The organism is Noviherbaspirillum denitrificans (assembly GCF_002211445.1).
Taxonomy (GTDB): Bacteria; Pseudomonadota; Gammaproteobacteria; order Burkholderiales; family Burkholderiaceae_D; genus Noviherbaspirillum; species Noviherbaspirillum denitrificans.
On sequence record NZ_LSTO01000001.1, the window covers coordinates 4,745,283 to 4,760,775 of the forward strand.

Annotated in this window: 16 protein-coding genes and 1 pseudogene; 11 read left to right on the forward strand and 6 right to left on the reverse strand. The window is 63.5% G+C overall.

Translation table 11 applies throughout. The features are described 5' to 3' along the window. Positions 1-57: 57 nt before the first annotated feature. Complete coding sequence (locus AYR66_RS23060) at positions 58-1,041, forward strand: Vgb family protein (RefSeq protein WP_141104128.1); 984 nt, start codon at positions 58-60, stop codon at positions 1,039-1,041. Beyond that, complete coding sequence (locus AYR66_RS23065; protein ID WP_088709454.1) at positions 1,038-1,853, forward strand: amidohydrolase family protein; 816 nt, start codon at positions 1,038-1,040, stop codon at positions 1,851-1,853. Before AYR66_RS23060 ends, AYR66_RS23065 begins: the two co-directional genes overlap by 4 nt. Positions 1,854-2,500: 647 nt before the next feature. On the opposite strand, the gene AYR66_RS23070 is transcribed toward AYR66_RS23065, so the two are convergent. The 4 genes and pseudogenes from AYR66_RS23070 to AYR66_RS23085 form a co-directional block, all read right to left on the reverse strand. Further along, positions 2,501-3,625: an ABC transporter permease gene (locus AYR66_RS23070; RefSeq protein ID WP_088709455.1), complete on the reverse strand. Its 1,125-nt coding sequence runs from the start codon at positions 3,623-3,625 to the stop codon at positions 2,501-2,503. Positions 3,626-3,693: 68 nt separating this feature from the next. Continuing rightward, positions 3,694-4,359 (reverse strand): annotated as a pseudogene (locus tag AYR66_RS23075) (ABC transporter ATP-binding protein); the annotation flags it as partial. Next, positions 4,359-5,312, reverse strand: coding sequence for an HlyD family secretion protein (locus AYR66_RS23080; protein WP_088709457.1), 954 nt, complete (start codon positions 5,310-5,312; stop codon positions 4,359-4,361). The pseudogene AYR66_RS23075 and the gene AYR66_RS23080, both read right to left, overlap by 1 nt. Next, positions 5,309-5,950, reverse strand: a complete 642-nt coding sequence (locus AYR66_RS23085) for a TetR/AcrR family transcriptional regulator (protein WP_088709458.1) — start codon at positions 5,948-5,950, stop codon at positions 5,309-5,311. The genes AYR66_RS23080 and AYR66_RS23085 overlap by 4 nt, the downstream gene beginning before the upstream one ends. A 194-nt stretch (positions 5,951-6,144) precedes the next feature. On the opposite strand from AYR66_RS23085, the gene AYR66_RS23090 reads away from it, so the two are divergent. The 4 genes from AYR66_RS23090 to AYR66_RS23105 all read left to right on the forward strand — a co-directional run bounded on the left by AYR66_RS23090 (position 6,145) and on the right by AYR66_RS23105 (position 12,480). Further along, complete coding sequence (locus AYR66_RS23090; protein WP_088710016.1) at positions 6,145-7,824, forward strand: long-chain fatty acid--CoA ligase; 1,680 nt, start codon at positions 6,145-6,147, stop codon at positions 7,822-7,824. A 141-nt stretch (positions 7,825-7,965) separates the two neighbouring features. After that, entirely contained in the window at positions 7,966-8,979 is a 1,014-nt protein-coding gene (locus AYR66_RS23095; RefSeq protein WP_170942247.1) for an AraC family transcriptional regulator, read from the forward strand. Positions 8,980-9,063: 84 nt separating this feature from the next. Continuing rightward, positions 9,064-11,121: a UvrD-helicase domain-containing protein gene (locus AYR66_RS23100; RefSeq protein ID WP_088709460.1), complete on the forward strand. Its 2,058-nt coding sequence runs from the start codon at positions 9,064-9,066 to the stop codon at positions 11,119-11,121. A 345-nt stretch (positions 11,122-11,466) separates the two neighbouring features. Next, positions 11,467-12,480: a porin gene (locus AYR66_RS23105; protein ID WP_088709461.1), complete on the forward strand. Its 1,014-nt coding sequence runs from the start codon at positions 11,467-11,469 to the stop codon at positions 12,478-12,480. A gap of 69 nt (positions 12,481-12,549) precedes the next feature. On the opposite strand, the gene AYR66_RS23110 is transcribed toward AYR66_RS23105, so the two are convergent. Continuing rightward, a complete protein-coding gene (locus AYR66_RS23110; protein WP_088709462.1) occupies positions 12,550-12,813 on the reverse strand; it encodes a hypothetical protein in 264 nt (87 codons plus the stop codon). A gap of 167 nt (positions 12,814-12,980) precedes the next feature. Between AYR66_RS23110 and AYR66_RS23115 the strand changes: the two genes are divergently transcribed. From AYR66_RS23115 to AYR66_RS23130, 4 genes are all read left to right on the forward strand, one after another. Then, positions 12,981-13,358: a hypothetical protein gene (locus AYR66_RS23115; protein ID WP_088709463.1), complete on the forward strand. Its 378-nt coding sequence runs from the start codon at positions 12,981-12,983 to the stop codon at positions 13,356-13,358. Positions 13,359-13,433: 75 nt separating this feature from the next. Further along, positions 13,434-14,117: an SDR family oxidoreductase gene (locus AYR66_RS23120; RefSeq protein WP_088709464.1), complete on the forward strand. Its 684-nt coding sequence runs from the start codon at positions 13,434-13,436 to the stop codon at positions 14,115-14,117. A gap of 9 nt (positions 14,118-14,126) precedes the next feature. Then, positions 14,127-14,336, forward strand: a complete 210-nt coding sequence (locus AYR66_RS23125) for a SlyX family protein (RefSeq protein ID WP_088709465.1) — start codon at positions 14,127-14,129, stop codon at positions 14,334-14,336. Positions 14,337-14,338: 2 nt separating this feature from the next. Continuing rightward, positions 14,339-14,650: a DUF2288 domain-containing protein gene (locus AYR66_RS23130; RefSeq protein ID WP_088709466.1), complete on the forward strand. Its 312-nt coding sequence runs from the start codon at positions 14,339-14,341 to the stop codon at positions 14,648-14,650. Here AYR66_RS23130 and AYR66_RS23135 read toward each other — a convergent pair. Continuing rightward, positions 14,647-14,862, reverse strand: coding sequence for a hypothetical protein (locus tag AYR66_RS23135; protein WP_088709467.1), 216 nt, complete (start codon positions 14,860-14,862; stop codon positions 14,647-14,649). The two genes, AYR66_RS23130 and AYR66_RS23135, sit on opposite strands and share 4 nt — an antisense overlap. Positions 14,863-15,046: 184 nt before the next feature. On the opposite strand from AYR66_RS23135, the gene AYR66_RS23140 reads away from it, so the two are divergent. Then, positions 15,047-15,469, forward strand: coding sequence for a hypothetical protein (locus AYR66_RS23140; RefSeq protein WP_088709468.1), 423 nt, complete (start codon positions 15,047-15,049; stop codon positions 15,467-15,469). The last annotated feature ends 24 nt before the right edge of the window (positions 15,470-15,493 follow it).

The following is a 15,493-nucleotide window of genomic DNA, read 5'->3' on the forward strand; positions in this document are numbered from 1 at the left end:
CGCACTGCAAGACAGCTCGCAATGCGCGACAATAAGCGCTCCGAGAAAGGAGCGCTTATGCGAACCATTCTGTCCCTGCTCTTGCTGCCCGCCATCGTCCACGCGGGCGGCTCCAACTACACCGTGACGCCCGGCGTCTCCCAGCCCGCCGGCAAGGTATCCGAATGGGCGGTGCCCACCCCGAAATTCGCGCGTGACCCCGCCGCCGCGCCGGATGGCAAGATTTACATCGCTGTCATGCACGGCAACAAGCTCGCCCGCTTCGACCCCGCGACGCAGAAGTTCGACGAATGGGACTTGCCCGAGGGCACGCGCCCGCACGGCCTCGTGGTCGATGAGAAGGGCACGGTCTGGATGACCGGCAATGGCAACGGCACGCTGCTGGAAATCCCCTTCACTGATGGCCAGCCTGGCCGGATGACGGCGCACAAGACGCCATCGGGCGGCAGTCCGCACACCATCATCTTCGATGGACGCGACGCGTTGTGGTTTACCAACCAGTCCGCCGACAAGGTCACGCGCTACGACCGCGCGACGAAGAAAATGACCGAGTTCGACTCGCGCGACGGCCCGTACGGGCTGGCGATGGACCAGCAGGGCAATGTCTGGTTCTGCCAGGCCAGCGGACAGCGCGTGGGCCGCGTCGACGCGGTGACCGGCAAGGTGACCGAGATCGACCTCGGCCGCGGTTCCATGCCGCGCCGCATCGCTGCCGCGCCGGACAACACGCTGTGGGTGGTGCGCTACGGTGACGGCAAGCTCACGCACATCGACGCGAAGACCGCAAAAGTCATCAAGAACTACGACACGCCTGCCGGAGAGTCCGGCAAGCCCTATGCGGTGACGGTGGACGGCGCCGGCAAGGTCTGGATGAACGAGATCGGCACCGACACCGTCGCGCTCTTCGATCCGACCAGCGAGAAGTTCCGCGTGTTCCCGCTGCCGACGAAGAACGAAGGCATCCGCAAGATGATCGTCGATGCGAAGGGCCGCCTGTGGTACATGGGCAGCCATAGCGGAAAACTGGGAGTGGTCGAATGAAACGCCTTGTCCTGCTGTTCGCCGCCGCCTGCGCATTCGGCGCGCAGGCGCAGGAACCGTTGCCGCTGTTCGATGCGCACATGCATTACAACGTCGAGGCGCGCTCCTATCTTTCCCCCGAACAGGTGGTCGCGCTATGGCGCAAGACCGGCATTCGCGGCGTGCTGGCCACCAGCCGGCCCAACGACGGCACGCTGGACCTGATCGCGCAGAAGGCCAAGGACATCGTCATCGTGCCCTTCCTGCGGCCCTACCGCGTGCAGCCCGACCGCTACGACTGGTTCAACAGCCCCGGCGTGGCGGAGTATGTGGAGAAGGAACTCGCGCGCGGCATCTACCGCGGCATCGGCGAGTTCCACATCTTCGGCGCCGACGCCGACGCGCCCTACATGGCGAAGATCGCGCGGCTGGCGAAGGAGCGCGGCATGTGGCTGCATGCGCATTCGGATGAGGATGCGGTGGAACGCATCCTTCGACACGCGCCGGGGGTGAAGCTGATCTGGGCGCATACCGGGATGAGCACGCCGATGGACAAGGTGGAGCAGATGTTTGCGCAGTATCCCAACATTGTTGGCGAACTGTCGTATCGGATGGATATCGAGCAGGATGGTGCGTTGAATCCGCGATGGAAGGCGTTGATGATGAAGTATCCGGACCGGTTTGTTGTCGGGACGGATACGTGGATTACGCCGCGGTGGGGGCAGGTGGAGGAGTTGGCTTCGTTTTATCGGCGGATGTTGGCTGGGTTGCCGCGGGAGGTGGCGGAGAAGATTGCGTTTCGGAATGGGGTGGCGATGTTTGCTGTGCCTTGATTGGGCTTTTCTTCGGTGCCCCATTTCGGTTGGTTCTCCGTGGATCCTTGCCGGGACTGGCCCCGGCGGGCCACTTACTTTCTTTGCTTCGCCAAAGAAAGTAAGCAAAGAAAGGCGACCCCGGCGCGCAGCCCCCTTCGGGGGTACCCGAAAAACTGCCTCGGAAAGCGGGAAGCGCGGAAACTCGCCTTCGGCTCAGACAGTCCGCGCTTCTTGATCCGCTTTCCGCTGCAGTTTTTCGGCTGCGCACAGGGGGAAGTGCTGAAACCCATCCCCACCCTGGCCCTCCCCTTGAAGGGGAGGGAAATTCAATTGGCTTTGCAGAGTCCGGAGAATTGCTTCGCTCCCTCCCCTTCAAGGGGAGGGCCGGGGTAGGGATGGGGTTAAAGAAGTTCCCCTGTGCCGACGCCAAAAGAGCGCAGCCAAAATCGGAAAAAGAAGCGCGGACTGTCTGAGCCGAAGGCGAGTTTCCGCGCTTCCCGATTTTGGCTGCGCTCTTTTGGGGACCCCGAAGGGGCGGCGGCACCGGGGTCGCCTTTCTTTGCTTACTTTCTTTGGCGAAGCAAAGAAAGTGAGCGGCCTGCCGGGGCCGGACCCGGCAAGGATCCACGGAGAGCCAACCGAACAGGGTCACCGAAGAAACACATTCAATCCAACGTCTGCCGATACCTCTTCAACGCCACCAATCCGGCAACAAGCATAAACACCCCCATCGGCCAAACATTAGGCAACACCTCCACCACCCCATTCCCCTTCAACATAATCCCCCGCACCACCCGCAGGAAATGCGTCAACGGCAGCATCTCCCCAATCACCTGCGCCCACCCCGGCATCCCCCGAAACGGAAACATGAACCCCGACAGCAGCATCGACGGCAGGAAGAAAAAGAAGGTCAGCTGCATCGCCTGCAACTGGTTCCTGGCGACGGTGGAAAAGGTAAACCCGACCGCCAGGTTGGCCGCCATGAACACCACCAGCGCCGCCGACAGCAGCGCCAGGCTGCCCACCATCGGCACATCGAACAGCAGGCGCGCGGCAATGAGGATCACGACCACCTGCACATAGCCGATCAGTATGTAGGGCGCGATCTTGCCGACCATGACTTCAAGCGGCCTGACCGGCGTCGCGAGCAGGTTTTCCATCGTGCCGCGCTCGCGTTCGCGGGTCATCGCCAGGGAGGTCATCATCACCATCGTCATCGTCAGCACTACCCCGATCAAGCCGGGCACGATGTTGTAGCGCGAGACGCCCTCAGGGTTGTAGCGCCGCTGCGGGCGGATCTCGAACGGCGCGTCCACCGGTTGCAGTGCATGCAGCGGGCCGGTGAGGTCGCGTCCGACCGCCTGCCGCGCGATGCTGTTCACGGCGGCGAGCGCATTGCCCGAGGCCGAAGGGTCGGTGGCGTCCGCTGCCAGCAGCAGGGCAGGGCGCTCGCCGCGCACCAGTTGCCGCGAAAAGTCTGGCGGCACCACCAGCAGGAACTGCACGCGGCCTTCGTCCAGCAGGCGGTTGCCTTCCGCTTCGCTGCGCGGCCGCTGCGTCACGCGGAAGTATTGCGAATTCTCCAGCCCGGCAATCAGGCTGCGCGAGAACTCGCTTTCGTCGGCGGATACCACCGCCATCGGCAGCTGCTTCGGGTCGGTGTTGATCGCAAAGCCGAACAGCACCAGCTGCATGATCGGCACGCCGACCATCATCGCGAAGGTCAGTCGGTCGCGCCGGATCTGCCGGAACTCCTTGATGAGGATGGCGAGGAAGCGCGACCAGTTCATGAGAAATTGTCCTCGGTGTTTTGCATCAGCGTGACGAAGACATCTTCGAGCGTGACGGCGGACGGCGTGGCGGCGATCAACTCCTGCGCGGTGCCTTGCGCCAGCAGCTTGCCGTAGGCGATGTAGGCGAGCTGGTGGCAGCGTTCGGCTTCGTCCATGTAATGTGTCGATACCAGCACCGTCATGCCGCCTGCCGCGAGCGCATGCAGTTCGTTCCAGAAATCGCGCCTGGCCTTGGGATCGACGCCGGCGGTCGGCTCGTCGAGCAGCAGCAGTTGCGGCTCGTGCAGCAGGCAGGCGGCCAGCGCAAGGCGCTGTTTCCAGCCGCCGGACAGCGCACCCGCCAACTGCGCGCGCCGCGCGGCAAGGCCCAGCCGCTGCAGCATGGCGTCGACGCGCGCATCGGCATCCGGCATCTCGTACACGCGCGCGATGAAGGACAGGTTCTCCTCGATGCTGAGGTCTTCGTACAGGCCGAACTTCTGCGTCATGTAGCCGACCTGGCGCTTGATCTTGCGCGACTCCTTGCGGATGTCATAACCGAGGCAGGTGCCGCTGCCATCGTCGGGCGTGAGCAGGCCGCACAGCATGCGGATGGTGGTGGTCTTGCCGCTGCCGTTGGGGCCGAGGAAGCCGTAGATGCGGCCGCGCGCGACGCGTATGTCGACATGGTCGACCACGGTACGGCCGCCATAGCGCTTGGTCAGCCCGCGCACGTCGATGATGGCTTCCATCACCGGGCCTGCGCGAAGCGGATTTCGACCGGCTGGCCGGGATGCAGCAGTGCCGCCTTGCCGGGCGCGGGGCGCGCCTCGATCATGAACACGAGCGCGGCGCGGTTTTCCTTGCTGTAGATGAGCGGCGAGGTGTATTCCGGCGCGCTCGACAAATAACTGACCTTCGCCTCGATCGCACCGCCGCAGCCATCGCATTGCACGGACACGTCCTGTCCCAGCTTCAGGGCGGCGAATTGCGTTTCGGGCACGAAGAAGCGCAGCTTGATGTTTTGCGGCGGCAGCACGCTGACCACCGGGCTGCCCGCCTGCACGAATTCGCCCTCGCGGTAAAGCACGTCGGCCACGCTGCCGGCAACCGGGATGCGTTGCGTCTTTTGCGCAAGGCGCCACTCGGCCTGCGCGAGCTGGGCCTGTGCCGCTTTCAATTCCTGTCCGGCGGCGGCGATCTCGTCGGGCCGGGCGCCGAGCTTCGCGACACGTACCTGCGCGCGCAGTTCGCCGACATGCGCCTGGTCGCGTTCGACCGCGCTGCGCGCTTCGTCCAGCCTGGCCGGCGCGATGAACTTGTCTTCCACCAGTTGTTTCTGGCGCGCGTAATTGCTGCGCGACAGCTGCAGCGATGCTTCCGCTTGCGCAAGCTGAGCCTGCACCGCCGCCACTTCCTCGGGCCGGCGGCCTTTCTGCAGGTTGGCCAGTTGCGCTTCGGCGCGCTGCACGCGCGATACCGCTTCTTCGCGCGCCGCGCGTTCGCTGTCCTGTTCCAGCACGAAAGCCGGCGCATTCGCCTGGACCTGGTCACCGCGCTGCACATGCAGCTTGCCCAGCGTGCCGGCAATCGGCGCCGCCAGCCGCACGTACTCGGCTTCCGCATAGCCGGGGAAGACATCGGCCGGCTTGTCGCCGCATCCGGCGAGAACCAGCAGGGCGAGCCATGCGGGCAAGGTTTTCATGGTGCTTCTCCCTGGCGCGCGGACAGGCCGCGCAATGCGAATTCGATACGCTGCTCGACCGCCTTCTTCGACAGCACCGTCTGTTCCAGCACGCCCGCGGCCATCGCCCACTGGCCGTTCTCCAGCAATGCGGTGCCGAGCAGCACCGGCGACATCACCGCACCGGCGAGGAAGGCGATCACCTGCGGCAGCGGCGCCTTCACCAGTTCGCCCTTGCGCTGCGCTTCGGCCACCAGTGCGGCGACCACCGCCATGTGCCGCGGCAGGTTGGTTTGCAGGAATTCGGCGGCGACCTGTTCGCCGGCCAGCGCGTCGGCGCCGATGCGCAGCAGGAGCTGGCGGTGCGTGCGGCCGAAGCCGGCGATGACGCGCACCGCCTTGCGCAGGTTATCGACCGGCGACACGCCCTCGTGCGACTGCAGCACCACCAGGTCCTGGAACATCTGTTCGTAGGTTTGCTGCAGCAGGGTGCGGATGAAGTTGTCCTTGCTGCGGAAGTGGTAGTGGAACATCCCCAGGTTCACGCCCGCATGCTCGGTCAGCTTGCGGGTGGATAGGCCGCGGCAGCCGGTTTGCGGCAGCAATTCCATGCCGGCTGCGAGCAGCCGCTGGTCGATGTTCTGGGATGGGCGTGGCATGAGGTTATTATACGACCGTGTAATAACTCCGCAAGCGGCGAAAAATGCCGGGACGAAATATCCGGCGTGACCATCGCGGCCAATTACGTGACCGCGCGAGACAACATCGCCGCCGCCTCTTGCACCAGGCAGCACGCCTCCCTAGCATGGCCCGCAACAACACACTCCGATTCAAGAACAAAGAGAGAGACAACATGGACAAGTTCTGGCTGCAGTCCTATCCCGCCGGCGTACCCGCCGAAATCGATCCCGCCCAATACGATTCGCTCGCGCACCTGTTCGAGGAATCCTTCCGCAAATACGCCGCGCGCGATGCCTACATCTGCATGGACAAGGCGCTGACCTATGCGGAAGTCGATGCGCTGTCGCAAAAGCTCGGCGCGTGGTTCCAGGCGCGAGGACTGCAGAAGGGCGACCGCGTCGCGCTGATGATGCCCAATGTCCTGCAGTACCCGGTTGCGCTTGCCGCCGTGCTGCGTGCAGGCTACGTGGTGGTCAACGTCAATCCGCTGTACACGCCGCGCGAGCTGGAGCACCAGCTCAACGATTCCGGCGCCAAGGCCATCGTCATCCTCGAAAACTTCGCCACCACCTTGCAGCAGGTCGTCGCGAAAACCGGCGTCAAGCATATCGTGCTGGCCTCGATGGGCGACCTGCTCGGCCCGATCAAGGGCACCGTGGTCAACTTCGCCGTCCGCAAGATCAAGAAAATGGTGCCCGCCTATTCGCTGCCGGGCGCCGTGAACTTCCGCGATGCGCTGGCCGAGGGCGGGAAACTGAAGCTGCAGAAAGTGAAGATCGCCCCCACCGACGTCGCCTTCCTGCAGTACACCGGCGGCACCACCGGCGTATCGAAGGGCGCGACGCTCCTGCATCGCAATGTGGTGGCCAATGTGCTGCAGAACGAGGCATGGTCGCAGCCGGCGCTGAAGAAGGAACCGCGCATCGAGTCGCCGTTCATCGTCTGCGCGCTGCCGCTGTACCACATCTTTGCGCTGACCGCGTGCTGCCTGTTCGGCCTGCGCAATGGCGGCGTGAACCTGCTGGTGCCGAACCCGCGCGACATCCCCGGCTTCGTCAAGGAGCTGGCGAAATACAAGGTCAATATCTTCCCGGCGGTGAACACGCTGTACAACGGCCTGCTGCACAATCCCGATTTCGCGAAGCTCGATTTCTCTTCGCTGAAGGTCTGCAACGGCGGCGGCATGGCGGTGCAGAAAGCGGTGGCCGACAAGTGGCTGCAGGTCACCGGATGCGCGATCAATGAAGGCTACGGCCTTTCCGAAACCTCCCCGGTCGCCACCTGCAATCCGGCAGATATCGAATACAACGGCAGCATCGGCCTGCCGCTGCCCTCGACCGAAATCGCTATCCTCGACGACGAAGGCAAGCCGCTGCCGCTCGGCCAGGCAGGCGAGATCGCGATCCGCGGCCCGCAGGTGATGATCGGCTACTGGAATCGCCCCGAAGAAACCGCCAAGGTCATCACCGCCGACGGCTTCTTCAAGACCGGCGATGTGGGCGTGATGGACGGCAGCGGCTTCGTGCGCATCGTTGACCGCAAGAAGGACATGATTCTCGTGTCCGGCTTCAACGTCTATCCGAACGAAGTCGAAGGCGTGGTCGCGTCCCATCCAGGCGTGCTCGAATGCGCATGCGTGGGCGTGCCAGACGCCAACTCCGGCGAAGCGGTGAAGCTGTTCGTGGTGCGCAAGGATGCGAGCCTCACGCAGGAGCAGCTGATGCAGTACTGCAAGGACCAGCTGACCGCGTACAAAAAGCCGAAGTACATCGAATTCCGCGACGCGCTGCCGAAAACGAATGTCGGCAAGATCCTGCGGCGCGAGCTGCGGGACGAGAAGAAGGCCGCCTGAAGCCTCTTCTATCGCTGTAGGGGGAGTTCCACGGCGCCTTGCTGCAGCCGCACATCGCCGGAGCTGTATTAAGATTGCATGCGAATGCAACCGACAGTCTCTTGCGAAAGCGGCAAGGCCGCCGAAAGGAACAATCCTCCGATGAGTGAACAGACCACCGCCGCGTCCTGGGTCAGGGGGATCGTGGAACGGCTCAAGGAAGCCGGACTGGATGTGCACTCGCTGTTCGCCGAAGCGCAGCTCGACCTCGCCGCACTCCACCATCCCGATACGCGCTACGCCACCGAAAAGATCAGCCTTCTCTGGGAACTGGCGGAAGCGCGTTCGGGCAATCCCGTGCTCGGCCTGTCGGTGCCGGACATTCCGCCGCCGGCCGCTTTCGATGCGGTCGCGTACGCGATGATGACCTGCGCCAACCCGCTCGCCGGCCTGAACTTCCTGGTGCGCTACCAGCGCGTGGTCAGCGATGCGGTGACGATCACGCTCGAGGAGCATGCGGACGGCTATTGGGTGGGACTGCAGCTGTATGGCGGCGGACGCCCCGTGCCGCGCCAGCGCATCGATTTCGTGCTGACCACGCTGCTGAACTTTTCGCGCTGGATCACCGGGGTCGAGATCTATCCGCTGGCCGTCGAGTTCGTCCATCCGCCGCCGGACGACCCGCAGACCTATGCCGACGTGTTCCGCTGCCCGGTGCATTTCAACGCGCAGTCGAATCGCATGCTGATGTCGCATGCCGACCTTATCCTGCCGCTGCGCACCGCCAACCCCTTGCTGGCGGAACTGCACGACCGCTACGCCGGCGAATGCCTCGCGCGCCTCGACAAGACGAGGATCGCGCTGCGTGTGCGGGAATCCATCATCCGCCGCCTGCCGCAAGGCGATCCGGTGCGCGGCGAAGTCGCACGCGAACTGTGCATGAGCGAGCGCACGCTGCAGCGCCGCCTCGCCGAGGAAGGGACCGCCTTCCAGCAGCTGGTGGACGAAGCGCGGCGCGAACTGGCGCAACGCTATCTCGACCAGCCCCAGCTCGGACTTGCCCAAGTGGCATCACGCCTCGGCTTCACCGACCGCAGCACATTCAGCCGCGCCTGCAAGCGCTGGTTCGACGTCACGCCAACCGAATATCGCAGCCGTTTGCAAAGTGAACGCTAACCCTTCGTAGCGATCCTGCAACGAATCGGAAAGCGGCCCGTTGCACTGCTACAATGGGCCGATTTTCCCCCTCCGCCGTTCCGCATGTCACACGCTCCCCACCACGCCGCCCACGGCATGAACCGCCCGCAGAGCGAGGCTGTCCACTACATGGACGGACCCTGCCTGGTGCTGGCCGGCGCCGGCTCCGGCAAGACGCGTGTGATCACTACCAAGATCGCCCACTTGATCGAGCAGTGCGGCTACGAGGCGCGCAACATCGCGGCGGTCACCTTCACCAACAAGGCGGCGCTGGAAATGCAGGAGCGCATCGGCAAGCTGCTGAAGGAACCGAAGCTGGCCAAGCAGATCACTGTCAGCACCTTCCATTCGCTCGGCGTGCAGATCCTGCGCCGCGAAGCGAAGGAACTCGGCCTGAAGGACCGCTTCTCCATCATGGACAGCGACGACTGCTTCTCGCTGGTGCAGGACCTGGCGATGACCACCGACAAGCAGATCATTCGCAGCATCCAGACTGCGATGTCGCTGTGGAAGAACGCGCTGATCGATCCCGATACGGCGTTGAAGCAGGCTGTCACCGAAGACGAAGGGCAGGCCGCGCGCATCTACCGCAACTACGTCGCCACGCTGAATTCCTACCAGGCCGTCGACTTCGACGACCTGATCCGCCTGCCGGTCGAACTGTTCCGCGAGAAGGAAGAAGTGCGCGACCGCTGGCAGCGCAAGCTGCGCTACTTGCTGGTCGATGAATACCAGGACACCAACACCTGCCAGTACGAACTGGTGAAGCTGCTCGTGACCGGCCTCGGCAAGAAGCCGATGTTTACCGCGGTGGGCGACGACGACCAGGCGATTTACGCATGGCGCGGCGCGACGCTGGAAAACCTGCGCCAGCTGGGGATCGATTTCCCCGACCTCAAGGTCATCAAGCTGGAGCAGAACTACCGCTCCAGCACGCGCATCCTGCAAGCCGCGAACTCCGTCATCGGAAACAACCCCAAGCTGTTCGAAAAGCAGCTGTGGTCCGAACACGGCCTGGGCGATCCGGTGAAGGTGATGGCGATGCAGGACGACGACCACGAAGCGGAACAGGTCGCGATCATGATTTCCGCGCACAAGTTCGAACGCCGCGCCAAGTTCTCCGACTACGCCATCCTCTACCGCGGCAACCACCAGGCGCGCATCATCGAGCAGGCGCTGCGCAAGGAACGCATCCCGTACACCATCTCCGGCGGGCAGAGCTTCTTCGACCGCGCCGAGATCAAGGACATTGTCGCCTACCTGCGCCTGGTCGCGAACAGCGACGACGATCCGGCCTTCATCCGGGCGGTCACCACGCCAAAGCGCGGCGTCGGCCAGGCGACATTGGAAGCGCTCGGTTCCTTCGCCGGGCAATGGCAATGCTCACTGTTCGAAGCGGTGTTCAAGGGAGGCATTGAAGCCAAGCTCAATGACCGCCAGCTCGATCCGCTGCGCCGCTTCTGCACCTTCATCAACAACCTCGAGGCGCGCGCATCGAAGCGTGGCGAAAACGCTGCCGAGCTGCTCGACGAGATGATGAAGGAGATCAATTACGAGTTCTACCTGTACGACACCTTCGACGAGCGCCAGGCGCAGAGCAAGTGGCAGAACACGCTCGACTTCGTGACCTGGCTGAAGGAGAAGGGCACCGGCGGCCGCGACGGCACCGACGAGGAAAAGAGCCTGCTCGAACTGACGCAGATGGTCGCGCTGATGACCATGCTCGAAGGCAAGGACGAGGAGCCGGATGCGGTGCGCATGTCCACGCTGCACGCGTCGAAGGGGCTGGAGTATCCGCACGTCTTCCTGGTCGGCGTGGAAGAGGGCATCCTGCCGCACAAGGGCGATCCCGACGCGCCGATCGACACGCTTGCCGCGCGTATCGAAGAAGAGCGTCGCCTGATGTACGTCGGCATCACCCGCGCGCAGCGCAGCCTGCATGTCACCTGGTGCAAGCGCCGCAAGCGCGCACGCGAGAGCGTGAACTGCGAACCCTCGCGCTTCATCAAGGAGATGAAACTCGACGAAGGCGACGCGGTGCCGAAGGAAGAAGAGAAGCTCACGCCGAAGGACCGTCTCGCCAACCTGAAGGCACTGCTGTCGAAGCCGACGGTAGTTTAGACATTGTCATGAAGATGTCACGGCCGCCATTCACAATGGCGCCGAATCGTCATATCCCCAAGGTTTGACTTTTGCCCGCGTGCTGCAGAGCGCGCGGGTTTTTTTGCATCCCCGCGCACGCGCATTCACAAAAATGCGACACATCGCCGCATGTCATCAGCATGTCATGCGCGCTATTCACAATGCCACCCGTTGCCCGTCTGCGAGGCGCCGCATATCCATATGCGGATTCAGTCGTTCCTCACCTGCGAGGCCTGATGCCAGAATGCAGCTCAGACAACAGCCGGCAAGGAAGCCAGTCCTGCCGCGCGCAACACCAATGGCTCAACACTAGGGATCTCAACAATGAAAAAATCGCTTCTCGCCTTCGCCGTCCTGGCTGCCTTCGCCGGCACTACCGCCGCACAAACCAACGTGAGCATCTACGGTGTCGCTGACGCCGGTATCACGCGTTTCGACAATGGCGCGACCACCACGACCCGCATCGACAGCGGCATCCAGTCCGGCAGCCGCATCGGTTTCCGCGGCACGGAAGACCTCGGCGGCGGACTGTCGGCGATCTTCACGCTGGAAAACGGTTTCAACATCGATGACGGCACGCTCGGCCAGGGTGGCCGCCTGTTCGGCCGCCAGGCATTCGTCGGCCTGTCCAGCAACACCGTCGGCGCGATCAAGTTCGGCCGCCAGTACAACCCGATCCGCTCCGCCATCGAAGGCGTGGATCCGTTCGCCCTGGGCCTTGCCGGCCGTGCCGACAACGTGTTCAACGTGTTCGGCGACCGCACCGACAACACCATCAACTTCACGACCGCCAACTTCGGCGGTTTCACCGGCCAGGTGGCCTACAGCCTGGGCGAAGTCGCAGGCAGCAATTCGATCGGCCGCAGCTTCGGCCTGTCGGCCGGCTACGCCGCAGGCCCGCTGTCCGTGATCGTCGCCCACCACGACCAGAACCTGGCCGCTGCCGGCGTCGCTACCGGCGACTCCAAGGCCACCCTGCTGGGCGGTACCTTCGATTTCGGCGTCGCCAAGCTGCACGCGGCCTACGCCCGCAACAAGGGCCAGACCGCGGCCGGCGTGACCAACATCGACCGCGACGACATCCTGCTGGGCGTGAGCGCACCGGTGGGCGGCAACGGCCGCATCCTGGCGTCCTGGATCCGCCGCAGCGACGACATCGGCGCCAACCGCGACGCCGACCAGATTGCACTGGGCTACACCCACGACCTGTCCAAGCGCACCAACCTGTACACCTCGTACGGCCGCACCCGCAACGAGTCCGCCGCAACGCTGGGCGGCGCGTCCGCGGCAGGCCGCGACCCGTCCGTCTTCAACGTCGGCGTGCGTCACCGCTTCTGATCTCCGGAATTGCAAAGGGGGAAGGGCGTCCTGCGGGACGCCTTTTTTATTTGTGCGGCGCGGGTTGAATTACGACTGCCCCTTGTTCACCAGCTGCTTCTCGAACGCCGCATCATGCTTGCTGATGCGCGCCTTCTTCTGCGGCCCCGTCTTGTTCACGAATTCCACGAATTCATCCAGCTCGTATTCTTCCCCGATCTTCTCCGGCGCCGCTCCCGGCGCGGCGCGCAGCAGGTAGAAATGGCCGTTGCCGGTGATGCCCATGGAATAGCGGTAGCCCGGATCGCGCGCGTTCAGCCGCGTCACCGCATTGCTGGCCTTCGTAGATCTCATTGCGCACCTTTGAATGGATGGATTCGATGGCAATCATCATAGTGCAGCCGCGAATTTCCTGAAACTTCGCTCGATTATTACTAAGATGAAAGTGGCTTGACGCACGGAAGCGGCGAATTTCGTGCCGCACATCAAGTCGAACTCCATACCACCCGATGGAGGAGGCCATGCACAAGAATCTTCGCGTACCGCCAAGGACGGCGGTGCTGCTTGCGCTCGTCCTGCTGCCGGCTTTGAGCCTGGCGCGGATTCCGGATGCGAACGAATGCGTCGAAGCAGGGGATTTCATCAAGAACGCGGCGCATGCACGCGACAGCGGCATGGCCGAGGCGGATTTCATCAGCCGCATCCGCGACGACATCGAAATCATCCGTGCTTTTCCGCCGCACTTGCGCTGGTTCGTTCAGGACGAGGAAGACGCCGAATTCCTGATCGCCGCCGCCACCGACGTCTTCCGCAAACCGCGCTTGGCCGCCGAACACCAGCGCGATTTCGTGAAATCCTGCCTGGTCAAGGCAGGGAACAAGCCGAAGTATTCGCTCTGACCTGCGCCTCCGCGGGCAGCGTCGTACAATACGCGTTCATCCGCGCCGTGTGCGCACACTCCTGGGGGATTTCGCATGGCCGCACTCGACCTGTCCGGCAAGCGCGTGCTGGTCACGCAGTCGTCCGATTTCATGGGGCCGGCATTGTGCGAGGTCCTGCGCGAACTCGGCGCAGAAGTGATCGCCGACGACCGTCCGCTCGATGATCCGTCCGCGCCGCAACAGATGATCGATGCCACCGGCAGGGTCGATGTGCTGCTTTTGAACATGGGCATCCCGGCGCCGACCACGCGCATGGAACAGGTGAGCGACGATGAATGGCGCCATGCATTCGCGCACATGGTCGACCCGCTCCCGCGCTTTGCGCGCGCGGTGCTGCCGCAGATGATGCAGCGGCGCTCGGGCAAGATCCTGCTCATCGGCAGTGCGTCGGCGTTGCGCGGCATCAAGCGTACCTCGACCTATTGCGCTGCACGCGGCGCGCAAGTGTCCTGGATCCAGGCGGTGGGCGTCGAGGCCGCGCCGCATAATGTGCAGGTCAATGCGATCGCGCAGAACTTCGTCGAAAACCCGACCTACTTCCCGCCGGAAGTGCAGGCCAATCCGGCCTTCCAGGAAAGGCTGAAACGCGAGGTGCCGCTCGGGCGGCTGGTCGGGCAGCGCGAGGATGCGATGTTCGCCGCCTACCTGTGCAGCGATGCCGCGGATTGCTTCGTGGGGCAGGTGTTCCCGGTGTGTGGTGGATGGATTGCACGATAAGGACAAGCAATGACAAGCGAAGACCGACTGGTCAACATCGAACTGAAGATCGCCGCCCAGGAAGACCTGGTGGACACCCTGAACCGGCAGGTCTACCGGCAGCAGAAAAAAATCGACGAACTCGAGACACTGTGCGCGGTACTGGCGCGGCAGCTCAGGGAAGTCCGTGAAACCATGACCGAACGCGGGCCGGCCAACGAAAAGCCGCCGCACTACTGATTATGCTGAATGACGAACAAGGCGACGCTCTCCGCGCCAAGATCAACGGAGAGACCGCACGCATGCAATGGAAGGCGCTGGAGCGTTTCTACGCCGCCGGCGCGGTGATCGCGGTCAGTGCCGACCTTGACCTGGTCGAGGTGGCGTACCGCATTGCCAGCGACGACAAGGAAGCGGTTGCGCAGTGGATGGCCGGGAACAAGGTGGCGCGTGTCAGCGATGCGCAGGCAAGCGCGTGGCAGGAGGGGGATGTGGCGTTGTGGACGGTGGTGGTGAAGCCTTGGATCCTCGTACAGCAGGATAAAACGCACTAAATTCCCTGCGACGTTTCGCTCAAATATTTCACCACCAGCTTGCTCTGCACCAGCGACAACGCACTGTCGCTACCGAATCGGAAGCCGCGCATGGCCGCGGTATTCATCAGCTGCAATACCTGTTCATGCGTGAGCTTGTCGAAGTCCATGCGCGAATAGAGCAGGCGCCGGTTTTGCTCGTCGATACGATCGATGATTTCCTGCGGTCCCATGGCGGGCTCCTCTGGGCTGGCCCAGCGTGGAGTTGTCGCGGGCGCCTGACGGTAATAATGACGTGCTCGGACAAAATTGCCCAAGTGTCCATTCTGTTGCCGCAAGCTTACAGTCCACTTACTTGGTGCCACGGGGGAAGTAAAATGGCGTCACCCCCAACTTCTCCCTTGCCGGAACAGCACCATGGCGAAGCAAGCCGCGCGCGAAAAGAATCTCCCGCTTATCATCGCGATCGCGATCGCCGTCCTTGCCGTCGGATTTGGCGGCGCCTGGCTGTACATGCAGCACAAGGAAAAGCTGGAACGCCAGATCACCTACCTCAAGCTGCCGCCGGTCGCCATCAGCCATGACGGCTTTTCAATGCGCGCAACATTCGCGATCCGCACCAGCGCGGCCGATGCCGAGTGGGCAACGAAAAACAAGTCCACCCTCGAACAGGTGATGAAGAAGGCCCTGCTCGACGCCGACCCGGTCGCCGCGCGCGAACCCGGCGGACTGCAGGCGCTGCAGGAAAAGGTGCGGCAGGTCGGCAACGCCGCGCTGCAGTCGCAGCGCATCCAGGAAGTGCTGGTGACCGATTTTCTCGTATCCGAAGGCGACAGCTGAATGGCATCACCGCCGCAGGCGGGT

Coding starts and splice junctions, on each gene's coding strand:
- AYR66_RS23080 (WP_088709457.1), bottom strand. CDS start 5,312: ATGAAAACCTTGCCCGCATGGCTCGCCCTGCTGGTTCTCGCCGGATGC.
- AYR66_RS23085 (WP_088709458.1), bottom strand. CDS start 5,950: ATGCCACGCCCATCCCAGAACATCGACCAGCGGCTGCTCGCAGCCGGC.
- AYR66_RS23070 (WP_088709455.1), bottom strand. CDS start 3,625: ATGAACTGGTCGCGCTTCCTCGCCATCCTCATCAAGGAGTTCCGGCAG.
- AYR66_RS23140 (WP_088709468.1), top strand. CDS start 15,047: ATGGCGAAGCAAGCCGCGCGCGAAAAGAATCTCCCGCTTATCATCGCG.
- AYR66_RS23135 (WP_088709467.1), bottom strand. CDS start 14,862: ATGGGACCGCAGGAAATCATCGATCGTATCGACGAGCAAAACCGGCGC.
- AYR66_RS23060 (WP_141104128.1), top strand. CDS start 58: ATGCGAACCATTCTGTCCCTGCTCTTGCTGCCCGCCATCGTCCACGCG.
- AYR66_RS23065 (WP_088709454.1), top strand. CDS start 1,038: ATGAAACGCCTTGTCCTGCTGTTCGCCGCCGCCTGCGCATTCGGCGCG.
- AYR66_RS23100 (WP_088709460.1), top strand. CDS start 9,064: ATGTCACACGCTCCCCACCACGCCGCCCACGGCATGAACCGCCCGCAG.
- AYR66_RS23125 (WP_088709465.1), top strand. CDS start 14,127: ATGACAAGCGAAGACCGACTGGTCAACATCGAACTGAAGATCGCCGCC.
- AYR66_RS23105 (WP_088709461.1), top strand. CDS start 11,467: ATGAAAAAATCGCTTCTCGCCTTCGCCGTCCTGGCTGCCTTCGCCGGC.
- AYR66_RS23130 (WP_088709466.1), top strand. CDS start 14,339: ATGCTGAATGACGAACAAGGCGACGCTCTCCGCGCCAAGATCAACGGA.
- AYR66_RS23095 (WP_170942247.1), top strand. CDS start 7,966: ATGAGTGAACAGACCACCGCCGCGTCCTGGGTCAGGGGGATCGTGGAA.
- AYR66_RS23120 (WP_088709464.1), top strand. CDS start 13,434: ATGGCCGCACTCGACCTGTCCGGCAAGCGCGTGCTGGTCACGCAGTCG.
- AYR66_RS23110 (WP_088709462.1), bottom strand. CDS start 12,813: ATGAGATCTACGAAGGCCAGCAATGCGGTGACGCGGCTGAACGCGCGC.
- AYR66_RS23115 (WP_088709463.1), top strand. CDS start 12,981: ATGCACAAGAATCTTCGCGTACCGCCAAGGACGGCGGTGCTGCTTGCG.
- AYR66_RS23090 (WP_088710016.1), top strand. CDS start 6,145: ATGGACAAGTTCTGGCTGCAGTCCTATCCCGCCGGCGTACCCGCCGAA.